Consider the following 20,546-nt stretch of genomic DNA (forward strand, 5'->3'; position numbering starts at 1 on the left):
CACGCAGAAGACGGTCATCACGGGCGTGGAGATGTTCCGCAAGCTGCTGGACGAGGGCATGGCGGGCGACAACATCGGCGCGCTGCTGCGCGGCCTGAAGCGTGAGGACCTGGAGCGTGGCCAGGTGTTGGCCAAGCCGGGCAGCATCACGCCGCACACCAAGTTCAAGGCGCAGATCTACGTGCTGTCGAAGGAAGAGGGTGGCCGTCACACCCCGTTCTTCAAGGGCTACCGGCCGCAGTTCTACTTCCGCACGACGGACGTGACGGGCACGGTGAAGCTGCCGGACAACGTGGAGATGGTGATGCCGGGCGACAACATCGCCATCGAGGTGGAGCTCATTACTCCGGTGGCCATGGAGAAGGAGCTGCGCTTCGCCGTCCGCGAGGGTGGCCGTACCGTGGGCGCCGGCGTCGTGGCGGAGATCATCGAGTAGCAAATCGTTGCTCTACCGGCTCCCTGGGGCCCCTACCCGGGGAGTTTTCAGGGAGCCGGTGGAAATCATGTTGCATACCCCCGGGGCGGGATGGTAATCACCGCGCCCCTTCGTTCTGAAGAAACGGCTCTGTGACAACCAGGGGACGTCGGTCGTACACGCCTCCCGAGGCAGAGGCAGGGTCCGTTCTAAGAGGTTCTTGCGAATGGCGACACAGAAGATCCGCATCCGGCTGAAGGCGTACGACTCGAAGCTCCTGGACCAGAGCGCGGGGGAGATCGTCGAGACGGCCAAGCGCACGGGCGCGAAGGTGGCTGGTCCGATCCCCCTGCCGACGCGCATCAACAAGTTCACGGTTCTGCGGTCCCCGCACGTGGACAAGAAGAGCCGCGAGCAGTTCGAGATCCGCACGCACAAGCGCCTGCTCGACATCCTCGAGCCCACGCAGCAGACGCTGGATGCGCTGATGAAGCTGGATCTGTCGGCTGGCGTTGACGTCGAGATCAAGTCCTAGGAAGCGGGTGGGCGTTTGAGTGGTTTCACTCCGACCCCGCGAGGAAAGTGCCATGGCGAAGTTTGACGTTGTCGACCTGGATTTGAAGAAGGTGTCGGAGATCGAGCTCTCCGACGACGTGTTTGGCGCCGAGCCGAACACCCACCTCTTTTACGAGGTGGCGAAGATGCAGCAGATCAACCGGCGCCGCGGCACGGTCGGGGTGAAGAACACCTCGCTGGTCAGCGGCGGCGGCAAGAAGCCCTGGAAGCAGAAGGGCACCGGCCGCGCCCGCCAGGGCTCCATCCGCGCTTCCCACTGGGTGGGCGGCGGCAAGGCGATGGCTCCCAAGGCGCGCGACTACTTCTACCGCCCGCCCCGCAAGGTGCGCCGCGGCGCCCTGAGGTCCGCGCTCTCCCTGCGCGCCCGTGAGAAGACGCTCATCATCCTGAACGGCTTCTCCCTGGACGCTCCGAAGAGCAAGCAGGCCTTCGAGGTCCTGACCAAGCGCCTGAAGCTGCAGAACGCGCTGGTCATCGACGACAAGGGCAACACCAACCTGCACCGCAGCGTGCGGAACCTGGCGAAGTTCGACGTGCTGCCGCCCGAGGGCCTGAACCTCGAGGCCGTCCTGCGGCACTCACACATCGTCCTCACCTCCGCTGCCGCGAAGACCCTCGAGGGGGCGCTGTCATGAATCTCACCGACGTCATCAAGGGCCCGCTCATCACCGAGAAGCTGGACAAGGCCCGCGAGAAGTTCCGGCAGTACTCGTTCATCGTCGACCGTAAGGCCACCAAGCACGACGTGGCCCGCGCGGTGGAGACGCTCTTCAAGGTCACCGTCGAGGGCGTGCGTACCAACGTCGTCCGCGGCAAGGTCAAGCGGGTGGGCCGGAGCATCGGCAAGCGGCCCAACTTCAAGAAGGCGGTCGTCACCCTGAAGCAGGGCGACTCGATCGAGCTCTTCGAGGGAGGGGCGGCCTGACGCTACGGCGTCGAGCCTGCCTGACGAGGAACACACCATGGGCATCAAGAAGTACAAGCCGACAAGCGCCGCCCGCCGTCTGATGACGGTGTCCGACTTCGCGGACATCACCAAGGACTCGCCCGAGAAGAGCCTCACCGAGCCGCTGAAGCGGTCCGGTGGTCGCAACGTCCACGGGCACATCACCCGCCGTCACCAGGGTGGTGGTCACAAGCGCCGTTACCGCGTCATCGACTTCAAGCGTCGTGACAAGGACGGCGTGCCGGCCAAGGTCGCGGCGGTCGAGTACGACCCGAACCGCACCGCCAACATCGCGCTGCTCCACTACGCGGACGGCGACAAGCGCTACATCCTGGCGCCGGTTGGCCTGAGCGTGGGCGACACCGTGTTCGCCGGCGAGACGGCGGACATCCGGCCGGGCAACAGCCTGCCGCTGCAGAACATCCCGGTGGGTACCATCATCCACAACGTGGAGCTGAAGCCGGGCCGTGGCGCCCAGGTCATCCGCTCCGCGGGCACCTCCGGGCAGTTGATGGCGAAGGAAGACCGCTACGCGCAGGTGCGTATGCCTTCCGGCACCGTCCGCAAGGTCCTCATCGAGTGCCGCGCCACCGTGGGCCAGGTGGGCAACATCGAGCACGAGATCATCCGCGTCGGCAAGGCGGGTAAGAGCCGCTGGCTGGGCATCCGTCCCACCGTCCGCGGTCTGGCGATGAACCCTGTCGACCACCCGCACGGTGGTGGTGAGGGTAAGTCCGGTCAGGGTAACCCGCACCCGGTGTCGCCGTGGGGCAAGAAGACCAAGGGCCTCACCACGCGCACCAACAAGCGCACTGACAAGTTCATCGTGAGCGGCCGCCGCCAGGGCGCGCGCAGCCAGTAAGAGGATCGCAAGTCATGGCTCGTTCGATCAAGAAGGGTCCGTTCGTCGACGATTTCCTCGTGAAGAAGATCGAGGACATGATCAAGACGAACAAGAAGACGGTCGTGAAGACGTGGTCGCGGCGCTCCACCATTCTTCCGGAGTTCGTCGGCCACACCTTCGCGGTGCACAACGGGAAGAAGTTCATCCCGGTGTTCGTCACGGAGAACATGGTGGGCCACAAGCTCGGCGAGTTCGCCCCGACGCGTACGTTCGGCGGACACTCGGCGGAGAAGAAGGTCGCCAAGGCCCCGGGCAAGTAGCCTGGCGCATTGCCTGAGAGCCTGAGAGGAAGACCATGGAGTCGACTGCACATCTGCGTTTCCTGCGCATGAGCCCCCGCAAGATTTCCACCGTTGCGGCGCTCATCCGGGGCAAGCCCGTCGAGGCGGCCCTCAACATCCTGAAGTTCACCAAGCGCGCCGCGGCCAAGCCGGTGGAGAAGCTCATCAAGAGCGCCGTGGCCAACGCGACGGACAAGTCCAAGGGACAGGTCGACGTGGACACGCTCTACGTGAAGACCATCTCGGTGGACCAGGGTCCCACCCAGCGCCGCTTCATGCCGCGCGCCATGGGCCGGGCGACCCCCATCAAGAAGAAGACCGCCCACGTCCACGTGGTGCTGGCCGAGGCCAAGAAGTAGGACCCGTCGGGCCTGTGCCCGGAACGTTCAAGGAGATTCACGTTGGGACAGAAAGTTCATCCGATCGGGTTCCGGCTCGGCGTCATCAAGACCTGGGACTCCAAGTGGTTCGAGCACAAGAACTACGCGCAGTGGCTCCATGAGGACATCCGCATCCGCGAGTTCGTGAAGAAGTCGCTGAACCACGCGGGCGTGTCCAAGGTGGAGATCGAGCGCGCGGCGAACAAGGTCAAGGTCAACGTCCACACCGCGCGGCCGGGCATCGTCATCGGCAAGCGTGGCGCGGGCATCGAGACGGTGAAGAAGGACCTCCAGCAGTTCACCAAGAACGAGGTCTTCCTGAACATCGTCGAGGTCCGCAAGGCCGAGACGGACGCGCAGCTGGTGGCCGAGAACATCGCCACCCAGCTCGAGCGCCGCATCGCCTTCCGTCGCGCCATGAAGAAGGCCCTCCAGACGGCGATGAAGTTCGGCGCCAAGGGCATCCGCGTGGCCTGCTCGGGCCGCCTGGGCGGCGCGGAAATGGCGCGCTACGAGTGGTACCGCGAGGGCCGCGTGCCCCTGCACACCCTGCGCGCGGACATCGACTACGGCTTCGCCGAGGCCAAGACGACCTACGGCAAGATTGGCTGCAAGGTCTGGGTCTGCAAGGGCGAGGTCCTCCCGGGCAAGGGCGGCCAGCCCCCCATGCCTTCCAACCGGTAATCAGCCCACCCGCGCCGGACTGCCCGTGAGGGCCGTCCGGGGCAGGGCGGCCAAGGACAGCGACGATGCTTCAGCCTGCTCGTACCAAGTACCGCAAGATGCACAAGGGCCGCACTCCGGGCGTCGCCCACCGTGGCAGCGACATGACCTACGGTGAGTACGGCCTGATGAGCCTCCAGCCGGGGTGGATCACCTCCCGGCAGATCGAGGCGGCCCGTATCGCGATGACCCGTCACGTGAAGCGTGGCGGCAAGATCTGGATCCGTATCTTCCCGGACAAGCCCATCACCAAGAAGCCCGCCGAGACCCGTATGGGTACCGGCAAGGGTGGCGTGGAGTACTACGTCGCGGTGGTGAAGCCCGGCCGTATCCTCTACGAGATGGAGGGTATGACGCGCGAGGTGGCCACCGGGGCGCTGAAGCTGGCGCAGGCGAAGCTGCCGGTGCTCACGAAGATCGTGACCCGCGGGGACCTGAGCCTCTAAGGCACCGACGCGGCGGAGGCCGGCCTCCGAAGGGAGACGGCCTCCGTGCGCATGTGGAGATTGCAATGGCGACTGCGAAGGAACTGAAGGAACTGTCCGCGGAGGACCTGCAGCGGCGCGCGACGGAGCTGCGCGACACGCTGTTCCAGGACCAGCTGAAGCGTCGCACGGGCTCGCTGGACAGCCCGGCCGAGCGCACCCAGCACCGCCGCGACCTGGCTCGCGTGCTCACCGTCCTGACCCAGAAGGCCAAGGCGGCGAAGCAGGGCTGAGAAGTTCAACCCCTCCAAGCGCGCTCGTGTGGTAGTGAGCGCGCGCGGCCATCCGGGCAGGAGTGCCCGGGTGCATGAGAGATAGTGAGACCGAAGATGGCTGAAGCGACCGAGACGCCCACTCCCGAGACCTCTACCCGTGGCCGTCCCAAGACGCGCGTGGGTATTGTCACCTCCAACAAGATGCAGAAGACGGTGGTCGTCACCGTCCAGCGTCGTGCGCCCCACCCGAAGTACGGGAAGATCATGAGCCTGCGCGAGAAGTACAAGGCTCACGTCGAGGACCACGACTACCCGAAGAAGATCACCATCAACGAGGGTGATCGGGTCCGGATCGCCGAGACCAAGCCCGCTTCGAAGGACAAGCGTTGGCGCGTGGTCGAGGTGCTGGAGAAGAGCAAGAACGTCTAGCACGCATGCCACCCCGCTCGGCCGTGAGGCAGGGCAGGGCGGTCACCGGCGATAGGAGATTCCCAGATGATTCAGATGACGAGCGTGCTCGACGTGGCGGACAACTCGGGCGCGAAGAAGGTGTTCTGCATCAAGGTGCTCGGCGGTTCGAAGCGCAAGTACGCGTCCATCGGCGACGTCATCGTCGTGTCGATCCGCGAGGCGCTGCCCAACTCGAAGGTGAAGAAGGGTGACGTGGCCAAGGCCGTCATCGTCCGCACCAAGCGCGAGGTGGGTCGTCCGGACGGCAGCTACATCAAGTTCGACGGCAACTCCGCGGTCCTCATCAACAAGGACATGGAGCCCATCGGTACGCGTATCTTCGGGCCTGTCGCCCGTGAGCTCCGCGCCCGCAAGTTCATGAAGATCATCTCGCTGGCGCCCGAAGTCCTCTGAGAGGACAGCAGGCCGGACGGCGAGCAGCCAGGGAGAGGAAGCCATGCAGAAGCTGAAGGTGGGAGACACGGTCCAGGTCATGGCCGGGGCCGAGGCCTCCGAGAAGAACCCGGCGTCCAAGCGCGGGAAGATCCTGAAGATCGATCGCGAGTCGGAGCGCGTGACGGTCGAGGGGCTGCGCCTGGTGAAGCGGCACATGAAGAAGACGCCGCAGAGCCCGGAGGGTGGCATTGTCGAGAAGCCCGGCACCATCGCCCTGGCGAACGTCCAGGTGGTGTGCGCCAAGTGCGACAAGCCGACGCGAGTCGGTTTCCGCACCGAGGGTGAGGGCGGCAAGAAGAAGCGGTTCTGCAAGAACTGCGACGCCCTGATTGACTAGGTGTCCGCATTGGTGCATTTATGCGCGCCCTTTGCCCACCCGGGTGGGTGGGTAGGCGGGCGTGCAGGCACGGAGGGCCTCGTGGAGCATTCGGGGCCCTCGCGGTGTTTCCAGGTTCCATAGGAAGGACTGATCGAGGCGCTGGGTCACGACGGCGCTCCGAAGCAGAGGACAGGACGATGGCTGACGAGAAGAAGGCCGAGCAGAAGGAAAAGAAGGCGAAGCGCGGCAAGAAGGAAGAGGCCAAGAAGGTTGGCTTCGCGGCGAACATCGAGGAAGGCCTCGAGTCCAAGCCGGCGCGCATGAAGGTCCGCTTCTTCAAGGAGGGCGTGCCCGCCCTGATGAAGGAGCTGAACCTGAAGAACCCGATGCAGGTTCCCCGCCTGGAGAAGATCGTCGTCAACATGGGTCTGGGCGAGGCGCTCGCCAACAACAAGATCCTGGAGTCGGCGGTGGACCAGCTCGCGGCGATCACCGGCCAGAAGCCGATCGTCACGCGCGCCCGCAAGTCCATCGCGAACTTCAAGCTGCGCCAGGGGCAGGCCATCGGTGCCGCCGTCACGCTGCGCGGCGACCGCATGTACGAGTTCATGGACCGCCTCATCACCGTGGCGCTGCCGCGCGTGCGTGACTTCAAGGGCGTGTCCCCGAAGGCGTTCGACGGGAAGGGCAACTACACGCTCGGCGTCCGCGAGCAGATCATCTTCCCTGAGATCAACTACGACCAGATCGAGAAGGTGAAGGGGCTCAACATCAGCTTCGTCACCACCGCGGCCAACGACGAGCACGGGCTGGCGCTGATGCGTCACTTCGGCATGCCGTTCCGCCAGTAAGCCTCGAGCCAAGGACCCCAAGAATCATGGCCAAGCTCTCCAAGATTGCCCAGGCAAAGCGCAAGCCGAAGTTCGCCGTGCGCCAGTACAACCGCTGCCCGCTGTGTGGCCGGCCGCGCGCGTTCCTCCGCAAGTTCAAGATGTGCCGCATCTGCCTGCGCAACCGCGCCCTGCGCGGTGAGATCACCGGCGTTACCAAGTCGTCCTGGTAGCGCCGAAGGGCAGGGCGCCTGGTGGGTCCGTGAGGGCCTGCAGGCGCCCTGGGCGTGCTCCGGGAGGAGCCCGCGACAGCAGCTCCGCTGTACGAAGTGGCAGCCACCGCGAACCCCCGGGATGGGCCCGGCAGGCGCGGCGGTTGCGAACGCGGGGTGCCCGTGAAGGGGCCCCGCCTCGGAAGGTACTCCATGCCGGTCAATGATCCCGTCGGCGACATGCTGACCCGCCTGCGCAACGCGTCGCGTGCGCGGCACGACAAGGTCGTCATCCCCCACTCGAAGCTCAAGCTCGAGATCATCAAGGTCCTCAAGAGCGAGGGCTACATCGGCGACTTCACGGTGCACGAGGTCCAGCCGCAGAACGAGATCACGGTCCAGATGAAGTACGGCCCGGACCGCGCGCCGGCCATCACCGGCATCCGCCGCGTGTCGAAGCCGGGTCTGCGCCGCTACGTGAACTCGCGCGAGATTCCGCAGGTGCTGGGTGGCCTGGGCATCTCCGTCCTCTCCACCTCGCGCGGCATCATGGTGGACTCCGAGGCCCGCAAGCAGAAGGTCGGCGGCGAGCTGCTCTGCACCGTCTACTAGCCAGCCGCCCTGGAGTGGCGCCCCGCGAGGGAGCGCCTTCCGGGCAGACAGGACCGAGGCAACCATGAGTCGGATTGGAAAACTGGCAATCAAGCTCGGCGACAAGACGAAGGCCACCGTCGCCGGCCAGCAGGTGAACTTCGAGGGCCCCAAGGGCAAGCTGTCCGTGAAGCTGCCCGCCAAGGTCAAGGTGGAGATCAAGGACGGGCAGATCTCGGTGCTGCGCGCGGATGAGTCGCGCGAGGCCCGCAGCCTGCACGGCCTGACCCGCACCATCCTCGCCAACGCGAACAAGGGCGTGTCCACCGGCTTCGAGAAGAAGCTGGACATCCGCGGCGTCGGTTTCCGCGCCGAGGTCAAGGGCAAGGCCATCCACTTCGCGCTGGGCTACTCCCACCCGGTGGTGTTCAACCTGCCGGAGGGCGTGACGGCCGAGGTCGACAAGGCCTCCCGTACCGAGGACAGCCTGCCCACGCTGGGCCTGACGCTGCGTTCCGCGGACAAGGAAGTGCTGGGCGCGACGGCGGTGAACATCCGCTCGCTGCGTCCGCCCGAGCCCTACAAGGGCAAGGGCATCAAGTACTCCGAGGAGCGCATCCGCCGTAAGGAGGGCAAGACCGGAACGACCTAGTCGTCCCGTCTGTCCTGAGTGTTCCAAACCCCGTCAGGTCCTCTGGGCCTGGCGGCATCATCCGGCGGCGGAAGGCCGCATCGCCGCCGGACGGAAAAGGAAGCAGCCATGGCTACGAAGATCGAGCAGCGCCTCAAGAGGAAGAACCGCATCCGCAAGAAGCTGTCGGGAACGACGGAGCGGCCGCGGCTCACCGTGTACAAGAGCCTCAAGCACATCTACGCGCAGGTGGTGGACGACTCCACGGGCCGTACGCTCGCGTTTGCCTCGTCGCTGTCCAAGGACCTGAAGGGCCAGGACGAGGGCGACAAGAAGGCGGACGCGAAGCGGGTGGGCACCCTGATTGCGCAGAAGTGCAAGGCCGCCAACGTCGAGGCGGTGGTGTTCGACCGCAACGGCTTCCCCTATCACGGGCGCATCGCCGCCGTGGCCGACGCCGCGCGCGAGGCCGGGCTGAAGTTCTAAGAAAGGAATCCCCCAAGTGGCAACTCCGATCAATCCGAACGATCTGGACCTCACCGACCGCGTGGTGAACATCAACCGCGTGGCGAAGGTCGTGAAGGGCGGCCGTCGCTTCTCGTTCGCCGCCCTCGTGGTGGTGGGGGACGGCGCCGGACACGTGGGCGTCGGCCTGGGCAAGGCCAACGAGGTCCCCGAGGCCATCCGCAAGGGTGGCGAGAACGCGAAGAAGAACCTGTTCCGGGTTCCGCTGATGGGTCACACCATCCCGCACGAGGTGCTCGGGCACTTCGGCGCCGGCTGGGTGCTCCTGAAGCCGGCCAGCCAGGGTACGGGCGTCATCGCCGGCGGCGCGGTCCGCGCGGTGCTGGAGGCGGCGGGCATCCGCAACATCCTGACCAAGAGCCAGGGTTCGCGGAATCCGCACAACGTGCTGAAGGCCACGGTGGCGGGCCTGAAGATGCTGCGCAGCGCGGAGCAGGTGTCCCGTCTGCGTGGCAAGGACGTCGAGGCGACGAAGCTCGCCGGCGAGCAGAGGACCTAAACAATGGCGCTCAAGGTCAAGCTGGTGAAGAGCTTCGCGGGTGCGTCCGGTGACATGCTGGACACCATCCGCGGTCTGGGCCTGAAGAAGTTCGGCGAGGAGCGGCTCCTGAAGGACACCCCGGCCATCCGTGGCATGGTGTTCAAGGTGAAGCACCTGGTCAGCCTGGAGACGGTTTCCGGTGAGGCTCCGGCGCCTGCGCGCCGCAAGCCGCGCAAGATCGCCCTGAAGCAGCGGGCGAGCGCGTACCAGGCCAAGCAGCAGGCCTGAGTCACGAGAGGATTGAGACGATGAGCACTCTGCATAATCTGAAGCGTCCGTCGCGCTCGTGGCACCGCAAGAAGCGCGTGGGCCGCGGCCAGGGCAGCGGCCTCGGCAAGACGGCCGGTCGCGGTGGCAAGGGCCAGAAGGCCCGTAGCGGCAACATGCGGTTCGAGGGCTTCGAGGGTGGCCAGAGCCCTCTGCAGCGCCGGCTCCCGAAGTTCGGCTTCAACTCGCCCAACCGCACGGTGTACGCGGTTGTGAACCTGGCGGACGTCGAGGCGCACTTCGACGCGGGCGCCACGGTGGACGAGGCCGCGCTGAAGCAGGTGGGCCTGGTGAAGGGCCGCTACGACGGCGTGAAGCTGCTGGCCCAGGGCGGGCTGACCAAGAAGGTCACCGTCCGCGTCCACAAGGCCTCCGAGGCGGCGAAGTCGGCCGTCCAGCAGGCGGGCGGCGCGGTGGAAGAGCTGCCGCTGATGGTCCACAAGCCGGAGTCGGCCGCCAAGGCCCATGCCGGCAAGGGCGTCAAGGCCCCCCGCCAGCCCAAGGCCTGAGCGTGTCCGGCGCGCATCACTTCCAGGTGGTGCGCGCCTTTTCGCCTGTGTAGGCTTCTGCGCCCCTTTCCCGTCCGTGGAACAGGGGCGTTTTGTCGTCCTGGCAGAACCCTCACGAAGAGGATGGCTACCCCGTGGCTCTGAACGCCTTCGCCAACGTCTTCCGTATCGCGGAGCTGCGCAGCCGGCTTGCGTATACGCTGCTGCTCCTTGCCGTCTATCGCATCGGCATCTTCATCAACACGCCCGGCGTGGACCGTGCGGCGATGAACGCGTTCATGGACGCCCAGAAGCAATCGGGTGGCCTCGTATCGCTGTTCAACCTCTTCTCCGGCGGCGCGCTGGAGCAGATGTCCATCTTCGGTCTGGGCATCATGCCGTACGTCAGCGCCTCCATCATCATGCAGCTGCTGGCGGTGGTGGTGCCCAGCCTGGAGCGGCTGCAGAAGGAGGGCGCCGGCGGGCGGCAGAAGATCAACCAGTACACCCGCTACGGCACCATCGTCCTGTCTGTCGTCCAGGGCATCGGCATCTCCCGGTGGCTGGCGTCGCTGGGCCGCTCCGACGGTGGTCAGAGCGGCTTCAACCAGGTGGTCGTCCCGAACGACTCCGTCTGGTTCACCTTCATGACGGTCATCAGCCTGACGGCGGGCACGGCCTTCATCATGTGGCTGGGTGAGCGCATCACCGAGCGCGGCATCGGCAACGGCATCTCGCTCATCATCTTCGCGGGCATCGTCGCCGGCGTGCTCCCGGGCGCCAAGACGCTGCTGGACCTGACGCGGCAGGAGGTCATCGCGGTGGCCGAGGTGCTGGCGCTGCTGGTCTTCATGCTCCTCATCATCGGCGTGGTGGTCTACGTCGAGCGCGGCATGCGGCGCATCCCCATCCAGTACGCCAAGCGCATGGCGGGGCGGAGGATGTTCGCGGGCCAGGCCACGTACTTCCCGATGAAGGTGAACACCTCGGGCGTGATTCCGCCCATCTTCGCCGGCGCGGTGCTGTCCTTCCCGGCCACGCTGGGCACGTGGTTCCCGTTCCTCCAGGACTTCCAGCGCGCCATCGAGGGCAACCTGTGGGTCTACAACGGGCTGTTCGTCCTCCTCGTCATCTTCTTCGCGTATTTCTACACGGCGCTGACGTTCCGGCCGGATGACGTGGCGGACAACATCAAGAAGCAGGGTGGCTACATCCCCGGCATCCGCCCGGGCCGCCAGACGGCGGAGTTCATCGAGCGCGTGCTCAACCGGCTCACCTTCGGCGGCGCCATCTACCTGGCCGTCATCTGCGTGATTCCGTCCGTCATCACCGGCCTGCTGGGCGTGCGTTTCACCTTCGGCGGCACCGCGCTGCTCATCGTGGTGGGCGTGGCGCTGGACACGGTGCAGCAGATCGAGGGCCACCTCATCAGCCGCAACTACGAGGGCTTCGCCGGTCCGCGCGGTCCGCGCATCCGCGGCCGGGTGCGAGTGGCGGCCTGAGTCACGGCGAGTATGTTCCGGGCGCCTCTCCCCGTCGTGGGGAGGGGCGCCTCGTCTTTCCAGGGTAGGTGTCGTTCAGGGATTTTCGGTGGTGCACACGGGGGGCGCGCGGAGGTTGGTGGCCGATGACTTCCGTGCCTTCCTTCGGAGCTGAGAGGAGCACATGAACCTGATCCTGTTGGGGCCGCCGAACGCGGGGAAGGGTACCCAGGCGAAGAAGCTGTACGCGGACTTCCACATCCCGCAGATTTCCACCGGTGACATCCTCCGCAAGGCGGTGGCGGACGGGACGGAGCTGGGCAAGGTCGCGGGCCCGCTGATGGCCGCCGGGCAGTACGTGCCGGACGACGTCGTCATTGGCATCGTCGAGGAGCGCCTGAAGCAGCCGGACGTGGCCCAGGGCTTCGTGCTGGACGGCTTCCCGCGGACTCCCGGCCAGGCCGAGGCGCTGGACCGGATGCTGGCGCGGCTGGGCAAGAAGCTCGACGCGGTCATCTCGCTCGAGGTGCCCCACGCGAAGCTCGTGGAGCGAGGCTCCGGCCGGCGCGTGTGCCCCAGCGACGGCAGCGTCTACCACGTGTACCAGAGCCCCCCGAAGAGGGCGGGTTACTGCGACAAGTGCAACGCGGGCCTCGTGCAGCGGCCGGACGACATGCCGGACGTCATCGAGAAGCGTCTGCAGAAGTACGACGCCGAGACGGCCCCTCTGAAGGCCTTCTACGCGAAGAAGGGCGTGCTCAAGAGTGTGGACGGCGTGGGGTCTCCCGAGGGCATCTACGAGGAGATCAAGGCCGCCGCGGGGAAGGGCTGATCGCAGGGACTGCAGACGGGCGGGCAGGGGGCTCTTGCGAGGCACCCCTCCGCTGCTCACCCGTTCCAGGAGGCCCCGGGGTGGGCCGGGGCCGCCATGAGCGTGGAACTCAAGAGCCAGACCGAGATTGCCTTGATGCGCGAGGCCGGGCGCATCGTGTGTGAGGTCCTGGACGCGCTCGAGCAGGCCGTGGCACCTGGCGTCACCACCTGGGAGCTGGACGCCCTCGCGGCGAAGCTCACCGCCGAGAAGGGCGCGAAGCCGGCCTTCAAGGGGTACATGGGCTTTCCCTGTGTGCTGTGCGCCTCCGTCAACGAGGAGGTGGTGCACGGCATCCCCAGCAAGCGGAAGAAGCTGGCCGAGGGCGACCTCATGAAGCTCGACTTCGGTGTGGTGTACCGGGGCTGGTACGGGGACGCGGCGAGGACGGTGCCAGTGGGGAAGGTGAGCCCGGAGGCCCGGGCGCTGGTGGACGCGACGCGGGAGTCCCTCCAGAAGGCCATCCAGGCCATGCAGCCGGGCAACCGGATTGGGGACATCGGCCACGCGGTGCAGCGCCATGTGGAGGCCCGCGGTTACTCTGTGGTCCGGGGGTTCACCGGGCATGGCATCGGCCGCAAGCTCCACGAGCAGCCGGAGGTGCCCAACCATGGTCAGGCGGGTTCGGGGATGAAGCTGCGGCCGGGCATGGTCCTGGCGGTCGAGCCGATGGTGAACCAGGGCACCGATGAGGTGGAACTCCTGGAGGACGAGTGGACGGCCGTGACGGCGGACGGCAAGCTGTCCGCCCACTTCGAGCACACCATCCTCATCACGGAGCGGGGGCCCGAGGTGCTCACCCGAAGGGCTTGAGGATGGCCGGGACTGCGGGTGAAATAGGCTGCTGTCTCGGGGGGTTGGTAGAAATCCGAGTTTTACTGCGCGCGGCGCTTGCCACTTGCGGACCAAAGTGCTATCCCGCCGCGCTTCCAAGAGGTACGTGGTCCGGGAAGAGAGTCTGACGCTTGCCGAAGGATGATTCCATCGAAGTCGAGGGGACGGTGATGGAGCCCCTCCCCAACGCGATGTTCCGCGTGGTGCTGGACAACGGCCACAAGGTTCTCGCGCACATTTCGGGCAAGATGAGGATGCACTTCATCCGCATCCTCCCGGGTGACAAGGTGAAGGTCGAGCTGTCTCCGTACGACCTGACGCGCGGACGGATCACGTACCGGGCGAAGTAGAAGGGTTGCCCCCGCCGTGGGAATGGCGGGTGGCCCGCTGGGCTTTTCTTTAGCTGAGGAAGGAAGTTCGCTCCATGAAGGTTCGGGCGTCCGTCAAGAAGATCTGCGACAAGTGCAAGGTTGTCCGTCGCAAGGGCATTGTGCGCGTCATCTGCGCGTCCAACCCGCGTCACAAGCAGCGCCAGGGCTAACGGCCAAGCGGCCGTTGGTTCCAGACCAACTCCACCTACGAAGGAAGACCGAAGATGGCTCGTATCGCCGGCATCGATCTGCCGCCCAACAAGCGCGCGGTGATCTCGCTCCAGTACATCTACGGGATCGGCAACAAGTCCGCGCAAGACATCATCGCGGCCGCGGGCATCGATCCCACCACTCGGACGAAGGACCTGACCGAGGACCAGGCTCGCAAGATCCGCGAGATCATCGAGGCCAACTACAAGGTGGAGGGTGACCTGCGTCGCGAGGTCACCATGAACATCAAGCGCCTGATGGACCTCGGCTGCTACCGCGGCCTCCGTCACCGCAAGGGCCTGCCGGTTCGTGGCCAGCGCACCCACACCAACGCGCGCACCCGCAAGGGTCCGAAGCGCGGCATCGTCCGGGCGAAGCCTGCCGCTCCGGCCCGGTAAACCCTGCGCCGGCCTCCTCGTGAGCCGGCGTCGATCACCTCTCAGGAGCAGCAATCCACATGGCTGACGAGACCAATACTGCCGCTGCGGCACCCGCGGGTGCCGAGGGCGAGGCCCCTGCCGCGAAGAAGGCCAAGCGCAAGGGCAAGAAGAACATCCTCAACGGCGTGGTTCACATCCAGTCCACGTTCAACAACACCATCATCACGATCACGGACGTGTCCGGGAACGTGATCTCCTGGTCGTCCGCCGGGGCCCGTGGCTTCAAGGGAAGCCGCAAGTCCACCCCGTTCGCGGCCCAGGTCGCCGCCGGTGACGCCGCGGCCAAGGCGATGGAGCACGGCCTGAAGAACGTGTCCGTGTTCGTGAAGGGCCCGGGCGCGGGCCGCGAGTCGGCGCTGCGCGCGCTGGCCGCCGCCGGCCTGAAGATCAACCTCATCCGCGACGTGACGCCCATCCCGCACAACGGGTGCCGTCAGCCCAAGCGCCGCCGCGTCTAACCTCTTCGTCCGGGCCGCCTCCGCGTGCTGCGCGCGCGTGGGCGGCTCCAGATCACCTCTAAGGAGCTTTCAGTGGCCCGTTACACCGCTAGCGCCTGCCGCATCTGCCGGCGCGAGAACCTCAAGATGTACCTGAAGGGCGACCGTTGCTACACGGACAAGTGCGCCATCGAGCGTCGCCCCTATCCCCCGGGTCAGCACGGCCAGGGCCGCGTGAAGTTCTCCGGCTACGGCGTGCAGCTGCGCGAGAAGCAGAAGGTCAAGCGCATGTACGGCCTGCTGGAGAACCAGTTCCGCGGCTACTACCACCGCGCGTCCGCCGCCAAGGGCAAGACGGGTGAGAACCTGCTCCAGCAGCTGGAGCTCCGTCTGGACAACGTGGTGTTCCGCATGGGCTTCGCGGACACCCGCGCCGAGGCGCGCCAGCTGGTGCGTCACGGTCACTTCCAGGTGAACGGCCGCAAGGTCAACATCCCGTCCTTCTCGGTCAAGCCGGGCAGCGCGGTGGAGGTGGTGGAGAAGAGCCGCAAGGTGCTCCGCATCTCCGAGGCGCTGGAGACGGTGGACCGCCGTGGCGTTCCGCAGTGGATCTCCCTGGACAAGAAGGCCTTCAAGGGCACCGTCTCCACGGTTCCGAACCGTGAGGACCTGACCATGCCCATCCAGGAGCAGCTCATCGTGGAGCTCTACTCCAAGTAGTTTCCCCGCCGGGCCGGCGTTACACAGGGCCGGACGTGGCAGTGGACGCCCTGGCCGACGAGGCCGGGGCGTCGTGCTTTGTCGCAGGTGCTTCATCGCAGTCCCCGCGTGCCCATCCTCCCGTCGTCCTGACGGGTAAGTCGGTGGTGGTGCACGAATCGAGGAGTCGTACACCATGGCAGATACGTTCGTTGCGAAGAACTGGCGTGACCTCATCAAGCCGCGCCGCATGGAGGTGGACCAGGACAGCCTGACGCCCACCTACGGCAAGTTCGTCGCGGAGCCGCTGGAGCGCGGCTTCGGTACCACGCTGGGCAACTCGCTGCGCCGCGTGCTCCTGTCCTCGCTGCAGGGCGCGGCCATCACCTCGGTGAAGATCGAGGGCGTGGACCACGAGTTCACCACCATCCCCGAGGTGTCCGAGGACGTCACGGACGTCGTGCTGAACCTGAAGGAGGTCCTCCTTCGGATGCACACGAACGAGACGAAGACGCTCCGCATCGAGGCGGAGGGTCCCAAGGAGGTCAAGGCCGGTGACATCATCACCGACCCGGACACGGAGATCCTCAACCCGGGCCACCACATCTGCACCATCTCCGAGGGTGGCAAGCTCCGCATGGAGCTGACGTGCCGCCGCGGCCGTGGCTACACGCCGGCCAACGCGAACAAGGTGGCGGGCTCGCCCATCGGCACCATCCCCATCGACTCGCTGTTCTCGCCCATCCGCAAGGTGAACTACCAGGTCACCAACGCGCGCGTCGGTCAGGTCACCGACTTCGACAAGCTGTCGCTCGAGGTCTGGACGGACGGCTCGGTGTCCCCGCAGGACGCGGTGGCGTACGCGGCGAAGATCATCAAGGAGCAGCTCACCGTCTTCGTGAACTTCGACGAGACGGAGGAGCCCGTCATCGCCGAGGCCCCGAAGGAGGAGGCGAAGCTCAACGAGAACCTGTTCCGCTCGGTGGATGAGCTGGAGCTGTCGGTCCGCTCGGCCAACTGCCTGCAGCAGGCGAACATCAAGAGCATCGGCGACCTGGTGCAGCGCACCGAGGCCGAGATGCTCAAGACGAAGAACTTCGGCCGCAAGTCCCTGAAGGAGATCAAGGAGATCCTCGCGGAGATGGGCCTGTCGCTGGGCATGAAGCTGGAGAACTGGCCGCCGAAGCAGGCGCCGGCGCCCGCGCAGCCGAAGGCGTAGTGCTTCACGCAGCACCTCTCCTCGCGGCGCGGGCACGGCATTCAGCTGCGCGAGGGGAGGGGGACCGGGGCAAACGCCGGTCCCGAATGGCAGTGGCGGGCCCCGTGCCGGGTCCGCCCTTCCCACCCGGTACCTGATACGGCCGGAGTGGTCGGCCCCACCGGGCCTGGAGTACGGCGATGCGTCACAAGGTCGGACAGAGGAAGCTGCACCGCACCACGAGCCACCGGCTCGCGATGCTGAACAACATGGTCACCTCGCTGCTCGAGCACCAGGCGATCCGCACCACGGTCCCCAAGGCCAAGGAGGCCCGGAAGATCGCGGAGCGCATCATCACGCTCGGCAAGAAGGGTGGCCTGTCCAACGTGCGGCTCGCGGCCCGGACGGTGAAGAACCGCGAGGTGCTGCAGAAGGTCTTCGGCGAGTACAAGGAGCGGTACGCCAACCGCCCGGGTGGCTACACCCGGATGATCCGGCTCGGCTTCCGCCGCGGTGACGCCGCGGAGATGGTCCTGCTGGAGCTGGTGGACCGCCCCGCGACCCAGCCTGCCCCGGCCGCGACCGAGGGTGGCGAGGCTGCCCCCGCCGAGGCCCCGAAGGCCGAGTAGTAGCGGTTCCGCTTCCCGCGCCCCTTCGTGAGGAGGGGCCGGGGGCAACGCGAGGGCGCTCTTCCGACGAGGGAGGGCGCCCTTCGTGTTTCCGGGCGCTACCGCTTGCCCTGGAGGCGTTCCCACTCCTTGCGGAGGTCCTCCGTCAGGTCCGCGCTGTCGTCCCGGCTGCGCATCCGCAGCGAGTTGAAGCGCAGGTCCGCCGGCGCGGCCCCGGCGCGGCCGTTGAGCTGCTTGGGCGTAATCGTCATGAACTCGCCGGGCGCAACGGCTGGCACCGCCGTCTGGTACTGCTCGTTCACCGTGACGACGATGTCCACCCAGGGCTCGTCGCTCTCGTTCCAGATGGTCAGCGAGGGCCGGTCCAGCTTGTCGCCGAGCACCAGACGCGCGTCCATGTCTCCCGTCTGCACGGTGCTGCCGGGGCAGGCGATGGCGAAGCTGGCCACGGACATCGCCAGCCAGCCGGCGACGATGGAGGCCTTGTACTTGAAGAAGCGGTCTCTCTGGCGGAAGTCCGCCACGAACTCCTTGAGGATGGAGACCGCGTTGAGGACCTGGTTGGAGGCCTCGCCCGCGAGGCGCTTGCCCAGGGGGCCCTCCACCTTCTCCTTCTGGAGGGGCGCGGAGCGCGCGGCCGTCATGACGCGCATGCCGGGGCTGGTGGGCGTGCGCGGCATGCCCGGCGTGGACGGTGCGCGGGGCATACCGGGATTCGTCGGCGTCCTCGGCTGGGTGCCGGGGTTGGACGCCGTCCGCGGAGGCTGCGTGCCGGGGGAAGAGGGCTTGCGACCGTCGCTCATCGGACACCGAGTGTAGAAGGCGGGGCCCGCCGGTGGCTACTGCCCCTTGAGCTGCTGCAGCGCCCGGGAGGCCACCGCGTTCTCCGGCTGTGCCTCCAGCACCTTGCCCAGCCAGCGCTCCGCCTCCCCGGCCGCCGTCTTCCGCGTCTCCGGGCGCGAGGACTTCATCGCCTGCTCGGTGAAGAGCAGTCCCAGGCGCAGGGTGAACTCCATGTTCTCCGGGTTTTTCTCCACCACATAGCGCAGCTCCCGCTCGGCGGCGGGGTAGTCCCCCTCGAGCTGGTACACGAGCGCCAGCTTGCCCCGGGGCGGCAGGGCGTCCGGTGTGAGGAAACGGGCCACGGTGAAGGCCTCGCGGGCGGCGGCCAGATCGCGCCGCTCCAGGTGCAGGTCCCCGAGCTGGAACCAGGCGGCATCCAGCAGCGGGTGCAGGGCCACGGCCTTCTCGAAGGCGGCGCGGGCCGCGTCCGCGCGCTGGCGGGCCAGGTACAGCTCCCCCAGGTACAGGTGGTTCTTGCCGTCCCGGGGCGCGCGCTCGATGGCCTGCTTGAACTCGTCCACGGCGCGCCCGGCGTCGTCCAGCCGCTGGTAGGCCAGCCCCAGCAGCGCGTGCACCACCGCCAGGTCCGGGTAGTCGTGGAGGATTTCCTCGAAGGCCAGGATGGCGTGCTGGGGCGCATCCAGGTCCTTCAGGTAGCGCAGGCCCTCCTCCAGCTTGGCCTCGGCCGTCTTGGGGAAGCCGGCGAACGGGTCGGCGATCTGCTCCATCAGCGCCCGTGCCGTGGCCACCTCGGCGGGAGCGGGGCGGCCGCGCACCACGGCGCCCAGGGCCTCCACCGCGCCGCTGGCGTCACCCGTGCGGTGCAGCGCCTTGGCCAGGGGCAGGCGCCAGCCGGTGCGCTCCGGGGCCAGCGTGGTGGCGCGGCGCAGCGGCTCCACGGCGGCGGCGTACTGCTCGGACTCCAGCCGCGCGAGGCCCAGGCGGTAGTGGTACTCGGCGGTATCCGGCGACAGCGCGATGGCGCGCTCGAAGGCGGCCACCGTGGGCGCGCCCGCGTCCCGGGCCCGGGAGAAGAGGGCGAGGCCCAGCATGTACTGGTCCACCGCGCGCTCGCTGGCGGCGATGCGCCCCTGCAGCTCCGAAATCCACGCGTCCGTCTGGCCCGCCTTCACGTGGGCTTCCGTGAGGGAGCGCGCCACGTCCTGGTCCCCCGGCGCCTTCAGGTGCAGCTCACGCAGGAGGGCCAGCGCCTTCTCTGGCTGGTTCTCCTCCAGGTATGCGCGGGCCTGGGAGTGGGCGTCGCGCGGACGGTCGCCGGAGGTGGAGGCCGCGGTGTGCGAGCAGCCGGTGGCCAGCCCCAGGCCCAGCACGGCGGCGCGGACCCAGGGAAGGAAGCGGAAGGGACGGGTCGTCTTCACGGTGGGGACGTCTCAGGTCGAGGAAGAGGAGGCGCGGGGACGGCGGCGGGTGACACCCTCGACGCCAGCGTCGGCGACGGCGTCATCCAGGTCACCGCCCTTGCCGCCGAGCTCCTGGCTGTCCGCGATGATGACCTCGCGCACGGCGCGGGCGAGCCCCTCGCGGTCGTTCTCGGCGAAGCCGGTGGTGTCGATGGGCTTGCCCACCTTCACGCGGATGGGGCCCGGGGTGATGTTCCACGAGTTCTTCGGCATCAGGTTGCCGGAGCCCTCGATGGTGACGGGGCAGATGGGCACGCGGGCCTTGAGGGCCAGGGCGAAGGGGCCCTTCTTGAAGGGGAGGATGCGGCCGTCCGGGGAGCGGGTGCCTTCCGGGTAGAGGAAGATGCTCGTTCCGCCGCGAATCTTCGCCGCCGCCGCGTCCAGCGAGGCGATGGCCTTGGAGCGGTTGCCGCGGTTGACGAAGACGTGGCCGGCGAGCGCCAGGTACCAGCCAATGAGCGGCACCCACTTGAGCTGGCTCTTGGCCACGTAGCGGAAGGGCACCGGCACCGCCAGGAAGTGCGCGGGGATGTCGATGGTGGACTGGTGGTTGGCCACGTAGATGGTAGGCCGCTTCGGGTCCACGTTCTCCCGGCCGATGACCTCCAGCTTCGCGCCGCCCGCCCACAGCAGCACCGGCGACCAGAGCTCGCGGGCCACCCAGACCGAGTTCGCGGGGTTCAGCGTCACCACCATGGCCAGGATGGCGAGGGGAAAGCAGACCAGCGTCCACACCCCGGCCACCAATATGCAAAAGAGCTTGCGCATCCCTCAGCCCCCCTCCGTGGGGCCGACGTGAAGGGCCGGTAGAGGCCCGGGCCCGCGGGCAGGCCCCGACCACGCCTCTTCCCAGACGGCCGGGCGGGCGGGCCTACCC

34 protein-coding genes are annotated in these 20,546 nt (G+C 67.2%); 31 read left to right on the forward strand and 3 right to left on the reverse strand.

Features of this window, described 5'->3' with window-relative positions:
* The 31 genes from HG543_RS35555 to rplQ all read left to right on the forward strand — a co-directional run.
* A partial coding sequence (locus HG543_RS35555) for an EF-Tu C-terminal domain-related protein (protein WP_343073521.1) occupies positions 1-436 on the forward strand: 436 nt, incomplete at its 5' end.
* 205 nt (positions 437-641) lie between these two features.
* Positions 642-950: a 30S ribosomal protein S10 gene (gene rpsJ, locus HG543_RS35560; protein ID WP_002633608.1), complete on the forward strand. Its 309-nt coding sequence runs from the start codon at positions 642-644 to the stop codon at positions 948-950.
* 52 nt (positions 951-1,002) lie between these two features.
* Positions 1,003-1,626, forward strand: a complete 624-nt coding sequence (gene rplD, locus HG543_RS35565; protein ID WP_169349367.1) for a 50S ribosomal protein L4 — start codon at positions 1,003-1,005, stop codon at positions 1,624-1,626.
* Positions 1,623-1,916 (forward strand): 50S ribosomal protein L23, encoded by a 294-nt coding sequence (locus tag HG543_RS35570; RefSeq protein WP_169349368.1) that lies wholly within the window; start codon positions 1,623-1,625, stop codon positions 1,914-1,916. The genes rplD and HG543_RS35570 overlap by 4 nt, the downstream gene beginning before the upstream one ends.
* 37 nt (positions 1,917-1,953) lie before the next feature.
* Positions 1,954-2,799 carry a 50S ribosomal protein L2 gene (gene rplB / locus HG543_RS35575; RefSeq protein ID WP_169349369.1) on the forward strand — a complete coding sequence of 282 codons (846 nt, stop codon included), beginning with the start codon at positions 1,954-1,956 and terminating at the stop codon, positions 2,797-2,799.
* Between the two features lie 14 nt (positions 2,800-2,813).
* Positions 2,814-3,101: a 30S ribosomal protein S19 gene (gene rpsS, locus HG543_RS35580; RefSeq protein ID WP_046714300.1), complete on the forward strand. Its 288-nt coding sequence runs from the start codon at positions 2,814-2,816 to the stop codon at positions 3,099-3,101.
* 35 nt (positions 3,102-3,136) lie between these two features.
* Positions 3,137-3,481 carry a 50S ribosomal protein L22 gene (gene rplV / locus HG543_RS35585; protein ID WP_169349370.1) on the forward strand — a complete coding sequence of 115 codons (345 nt, stop codon included), beginning with the start codon at positions 3,137-3,139 and terminating at the stop codon, positions 3,479-3,481.
* Positions 3,482-3,523: 42 nt separating this feature from the next.
* On the forward strand, positions 3,524-4,186 hold the full coding sequence (gene rpsC, locus HG543_RS35590) for a 30S ribosomal protein S3 (protein ID WP_169349371.1): 663 nt from the start codon (positions 3,524-3,526) through the stop codon (positions 4,184-4,186).
* 65 nt (positions 4,187-4,251) lie between these two features.
* A complete protein-coding gene (gene rplP / locus HG543_RS35595; RefSeq protein WP_169349372.1) occupies positions 4,252-4,671 on the forward strand; it encodes a 50S ribosomal protein L16 in 420 nt (139 codons plus the stop codon).
* A 53-nt stretch (positions 4,672-4,724) separates the two neighbouring features.
* Entirely contained in the window at positions 4,725-4,943 is a 219-nt protein-coding gene (rpmC, locus tag HG543_RS35600; RefSeq protein ID WP_171818070.1) for a 50S ribosomal protein L29, read from the forward strand.
* A gap of 84 nt (positions 4,944-5,027) precedes the next feature.
* Positions 5,028-5,354 (forward strand): 30S ribosomal protein S17, encoded by a 327-nt coding sequence (gene rpsQ / locus HG543_RS35605; RefSeq protein WP_171818071.1) that lies wholly within the window; start codon positions 5,028-5,030, stop codon positions 5,352-5,354.
* A 66-nt stretch (positions 5,355-5,420) separates the two neighbouring features.
* Positions 5,421-5,789: a 50S ribosomal protein L14 gene (gene rplN, locus HG543_RS35610; protein ID WP_164021706.1), complete on the forward strand. Its 369-nt coding sequence runs from the start codon at positions 5,421-5,423 to the stop codon at positions 5,787-5,789.
* Positions 5,790-5,832: 43 nt separating this feature from the next.
* Entirely contained in the window at positions 5,833-6,168 is a 336-nt protein-coding gene (gene rplX / locus HG543_RS35615) for a 50S ribosomal protein L24 (RefSeq protein ID WP_169349374.1), read from the forward strand.
* A 179-nt stretch (positions 6,169-6,347) separates the two neighbouring features.
* Positions 6,348-7,001 carry a 50S ribosomal protein L5 gene (rplE, locus tag HG543_RS35620; RefSeq protein WP_169349375.1) on the forward strand — a complete coding sequence of 218 codons (654 nt, stop codon included), beginning with the start codon at positions 6,348-6,350 and terminating at the stop codon, positions 6,999-7,001.
* Positions 7,002-7,027: 26 nt separating this feature from the next.
* Positions 7,028-7,213 (forward strand): type Z 30S ribosomal protein S14, encoded by a 186-nt coding sequence (locus HG543_RS35625; RefSeq protein ID WP_015350175.1) that lies wholly within the window; start codon positions 7,028-7,030, stop codon positions 7,211-7,213.
* A 192-nt stretch (positions 7,214-7,405) separates the two neighbouring features.
* Positions 7,406-7,804, forward strand: coding sequence for a 30S ribosomal protein S8 (rpsH, locus tag HG543_RS35630; RefSeq protein WP_169349376.1), 399 nt, complete (start codon positions 7,406-7,408; stop codon positions 7,802-7,804).
* Positions 7,805-7,868: 64 nt separating this feature from the next.
* Positions 7,869-8,435 (forward strand): 50S ribosomal protein L6, encoded by a 567-nt coding sequence (gene rplF, locus HG543_RS35635; protein ID WP_169349377.1) that lies wholly within the window; start codon positions 7,869-7,871, stop codon positions 8,433-8,435.
* A 108-nt stretch (positions 8,436-8,543) separates the two neighbouring features.
* A complete protein-coding gene (gene rplR, locus HG543_RS35640; RefSeq protein ID WP_169349378.1) occupies positions 8,544-8,900 on the forward strand; it encodes a 50S ribosomal protein L18 in 357 nt (118 codons plus the stop codon).
* 16 nt (positions 8,901-8,916) lie between these two features.
* A complete protein-coding gene (gene rpsE / locus HG543_RS35645) occupies positions 8,917-9,438 on the forward strand; it encodes a 30S ribosomal protein S5 (protein WP_163989304.1) in 522 nt (173 codons plus the stop codon).
* Positions 9,439-9,441: 3 nt separating this feature from the next.
* The gene (gene rpmD / locus HG543_RS35650; protein ID WP_169349379.1) at positions 9,442-9,708 is read left to right on the forward strand and encodes a 50S ribosomal protein L30; all 267 of its coding nucleotides are present in this window, start codon (positions 9,442-9,444) and stop codon (positions 9,706-9,708) included.
* 20 nt (positions 9,709-9,728) lie between these two features.
* Complete coding sequence (rplO, locus tag HG543_RS35655) at positions 9,729-10,256, forward strand: 50S ribosomal protein L15 (RefSeq protein ID WP_169349380.1); 528 nt, start codon at positions 9,729-9,731, stop codon at positions 10,254-10,256.
* Positions 10,257-10,390: 134 nt separating this feature from the next.
* Positions 10,391-11,737: a preprotein translocase subunit SecY gene (secY, locus tag HG543_RS35660; RefSeq protein WP_169349381.1), complete on the forward strand. Its 1,347-nt coding sequence runs from the start codon at positions 10,391-10,393 to the stop codon at positions 11,735-11,737.
* 163 nt (positions 11,738-11,900) lie between these two features.
* Positions 11,901-12,548, forward strand: a complete 648-nt coding sequence (locus HG543_RS35665) for an adenylate kinase (protein WP_169349382.1) — start codon at positions 11,901-11,903, stop codon at positions 12,546-12,548.
* 96 nt (positions 12,549-12,644) lie between these two features.
* Positions 12,645-13,400 carry a type I methionyl aminopeptidase gene (gene map / locus HG543_RS35670; RefSeq protein ID WP_169349383.1) on the forward strand — a complete coding sequence of 252 codons (756 nt, stop codon included), beginning with the start codon at positions 12,645-12,647 and terminating at the stop codon, positions 13,398-13,400.
* 152 nt (positions 13,401-13,552) lie between these two features.
* Positions 13,553-13,771 (forward strand): translation initiation factor IF-1, encoded by a 219-nt coding sequence (gene infA, locus HG543_RS35675; RefSeq protein WP_002614803.1) that lies wholly within the window; start codon positions 13,553-13,555, stop codon positions 13,769-13,771.
* A 74-nt stretch (positions 13,772-13,845) separates the two neighbouring features.
* Positions 13,846-13,962: a 50S ribosomal protein L36 gene (gene rpmJ, locus HG543_RS35680; protein WP_002633586.1), complete on the forward strand. Its 117-nt coding sequence runs from the start codon at positions 13,846-13,848 to the stop codon at positions 13,960-13,962.
* Between the two features lie 54 nt (positions 13,963-14,016).
* The gene (gene rpsM, locus HG543_RS35685) at positions 14,017-14,400 is read left to right on the forward strand and encodes a 30S ribosomal protein S13 (RefSeq protein ID WP_169349384.1); all 384 of its coding nucleotides are present in this window, start codon (positions 14,017-14,019) and stop codon (positions 14,398-14,400) included.
* A 59-nt stretch (positions 14,401-14,459) separates the two neighbouring features.
* Positions 14,460-14,900: a 30S ribosomal protein S11 gene (rpsK, locus tag HG543_RS35690; protein WP_169349385.1), complete on the forward strand. Its 441-nt coding sequence runs from the start codon at positions 14,460-14,462 to the stop codon at positions 14,898-14,900.
* A gap of 72 nt (positions 14,901-14,972) precedes the next feature.
* Positions 14,973-15,599 carry a 30S ribosomal protein S4 gene (gene rpsD, locus HG543_RS35695; protein ID WP_169349386.1) on the forward strand — a complete coding sequence of 209 codons (627 nt, stop codon included), beginning with the start codon at positions 14,973-14,975 and terminating at the stop codon, positions 15,597-15,599.
* Between the two features lie 175 nt (positions 15,600-15,774).
* Positions 15,775-16,797: a DNA-directed RNA polymerase subunit alpha gene (locus HG543_RS35700; RefSeq protein WP_169349387.1), complete on the forward strand. Its 1,023-nt coding sequence runs from the start codon at positions 15,775-15,777 to the stop codon at positions 16,795-16,797.
* Between the two features lie 179 nt (positions 16,798-16,976).
* Positions 16,977-17,405 carry a 50S ribosomal protein L17 gene (gene rplQ / locus HG543_RS35705; RefSeq protein WP_169349388.1) on the forward strand — a complete coding sequence of 143 codons (429 nt, stop codon included), beginning with the start codon at positions 16,977-16,979 and terminating at the stop codon, positions 17,403-17,405.
* 98 nt (positions 17,406-17,503) lie between these two features.
* On the opposite strand, the gene HG543_RS35710 is transcribed toward rplQ, so the two are convergent.
* From HG543_RS35710 to HG543_RS35720, 3 genes are all read right to left on the reverse strand, one after another.
* Entirely contained in the window at positions 17,504-18,112 is a 609-nt protein-coding gene (locus HG543_RS35710; RefSeq protein ID WP_246357533.1) for a hypothetical protein, read from the reverse strand.
* A 132-nt stretch (positions 18,113-18,244) separates the two neighbouring features.
* Positions 18,245-19,627: a tetratricopeptide repeat protein gene (locus HG543_RS35715; protein WP_169349390.1), complete on the reverse strand. Its 1,383-nt coding sequence runs from the start codon at positions 19,625-19,627 to the stop codon at positions 18,245-18,247.
* A 12-nt stretch (positions 19,628-19,639) separates the two neighbouring features.
* A complete protein-coding gene (locus tag HG543_RS35720) occupies positions 19,640-20,437 on the reverse strand; it encodes a lysophospholipid acyltransferase family protein (protein ID WP_169349391.1) in 798 nt (265 codons plus the stop codon).
* Positions 20,438-20,546 lie beyond the last annotated feature (109 nt).

Origin of the sequence: Pyxidicoccus fallax (genome assembly GCF_012933655.1) — a bacterium.
GTDB lineage: Bacteria > Myxococcota > Myxococcia > Myxococcales > Myxococcaceae > Myxococcus > Myxococcus fallax.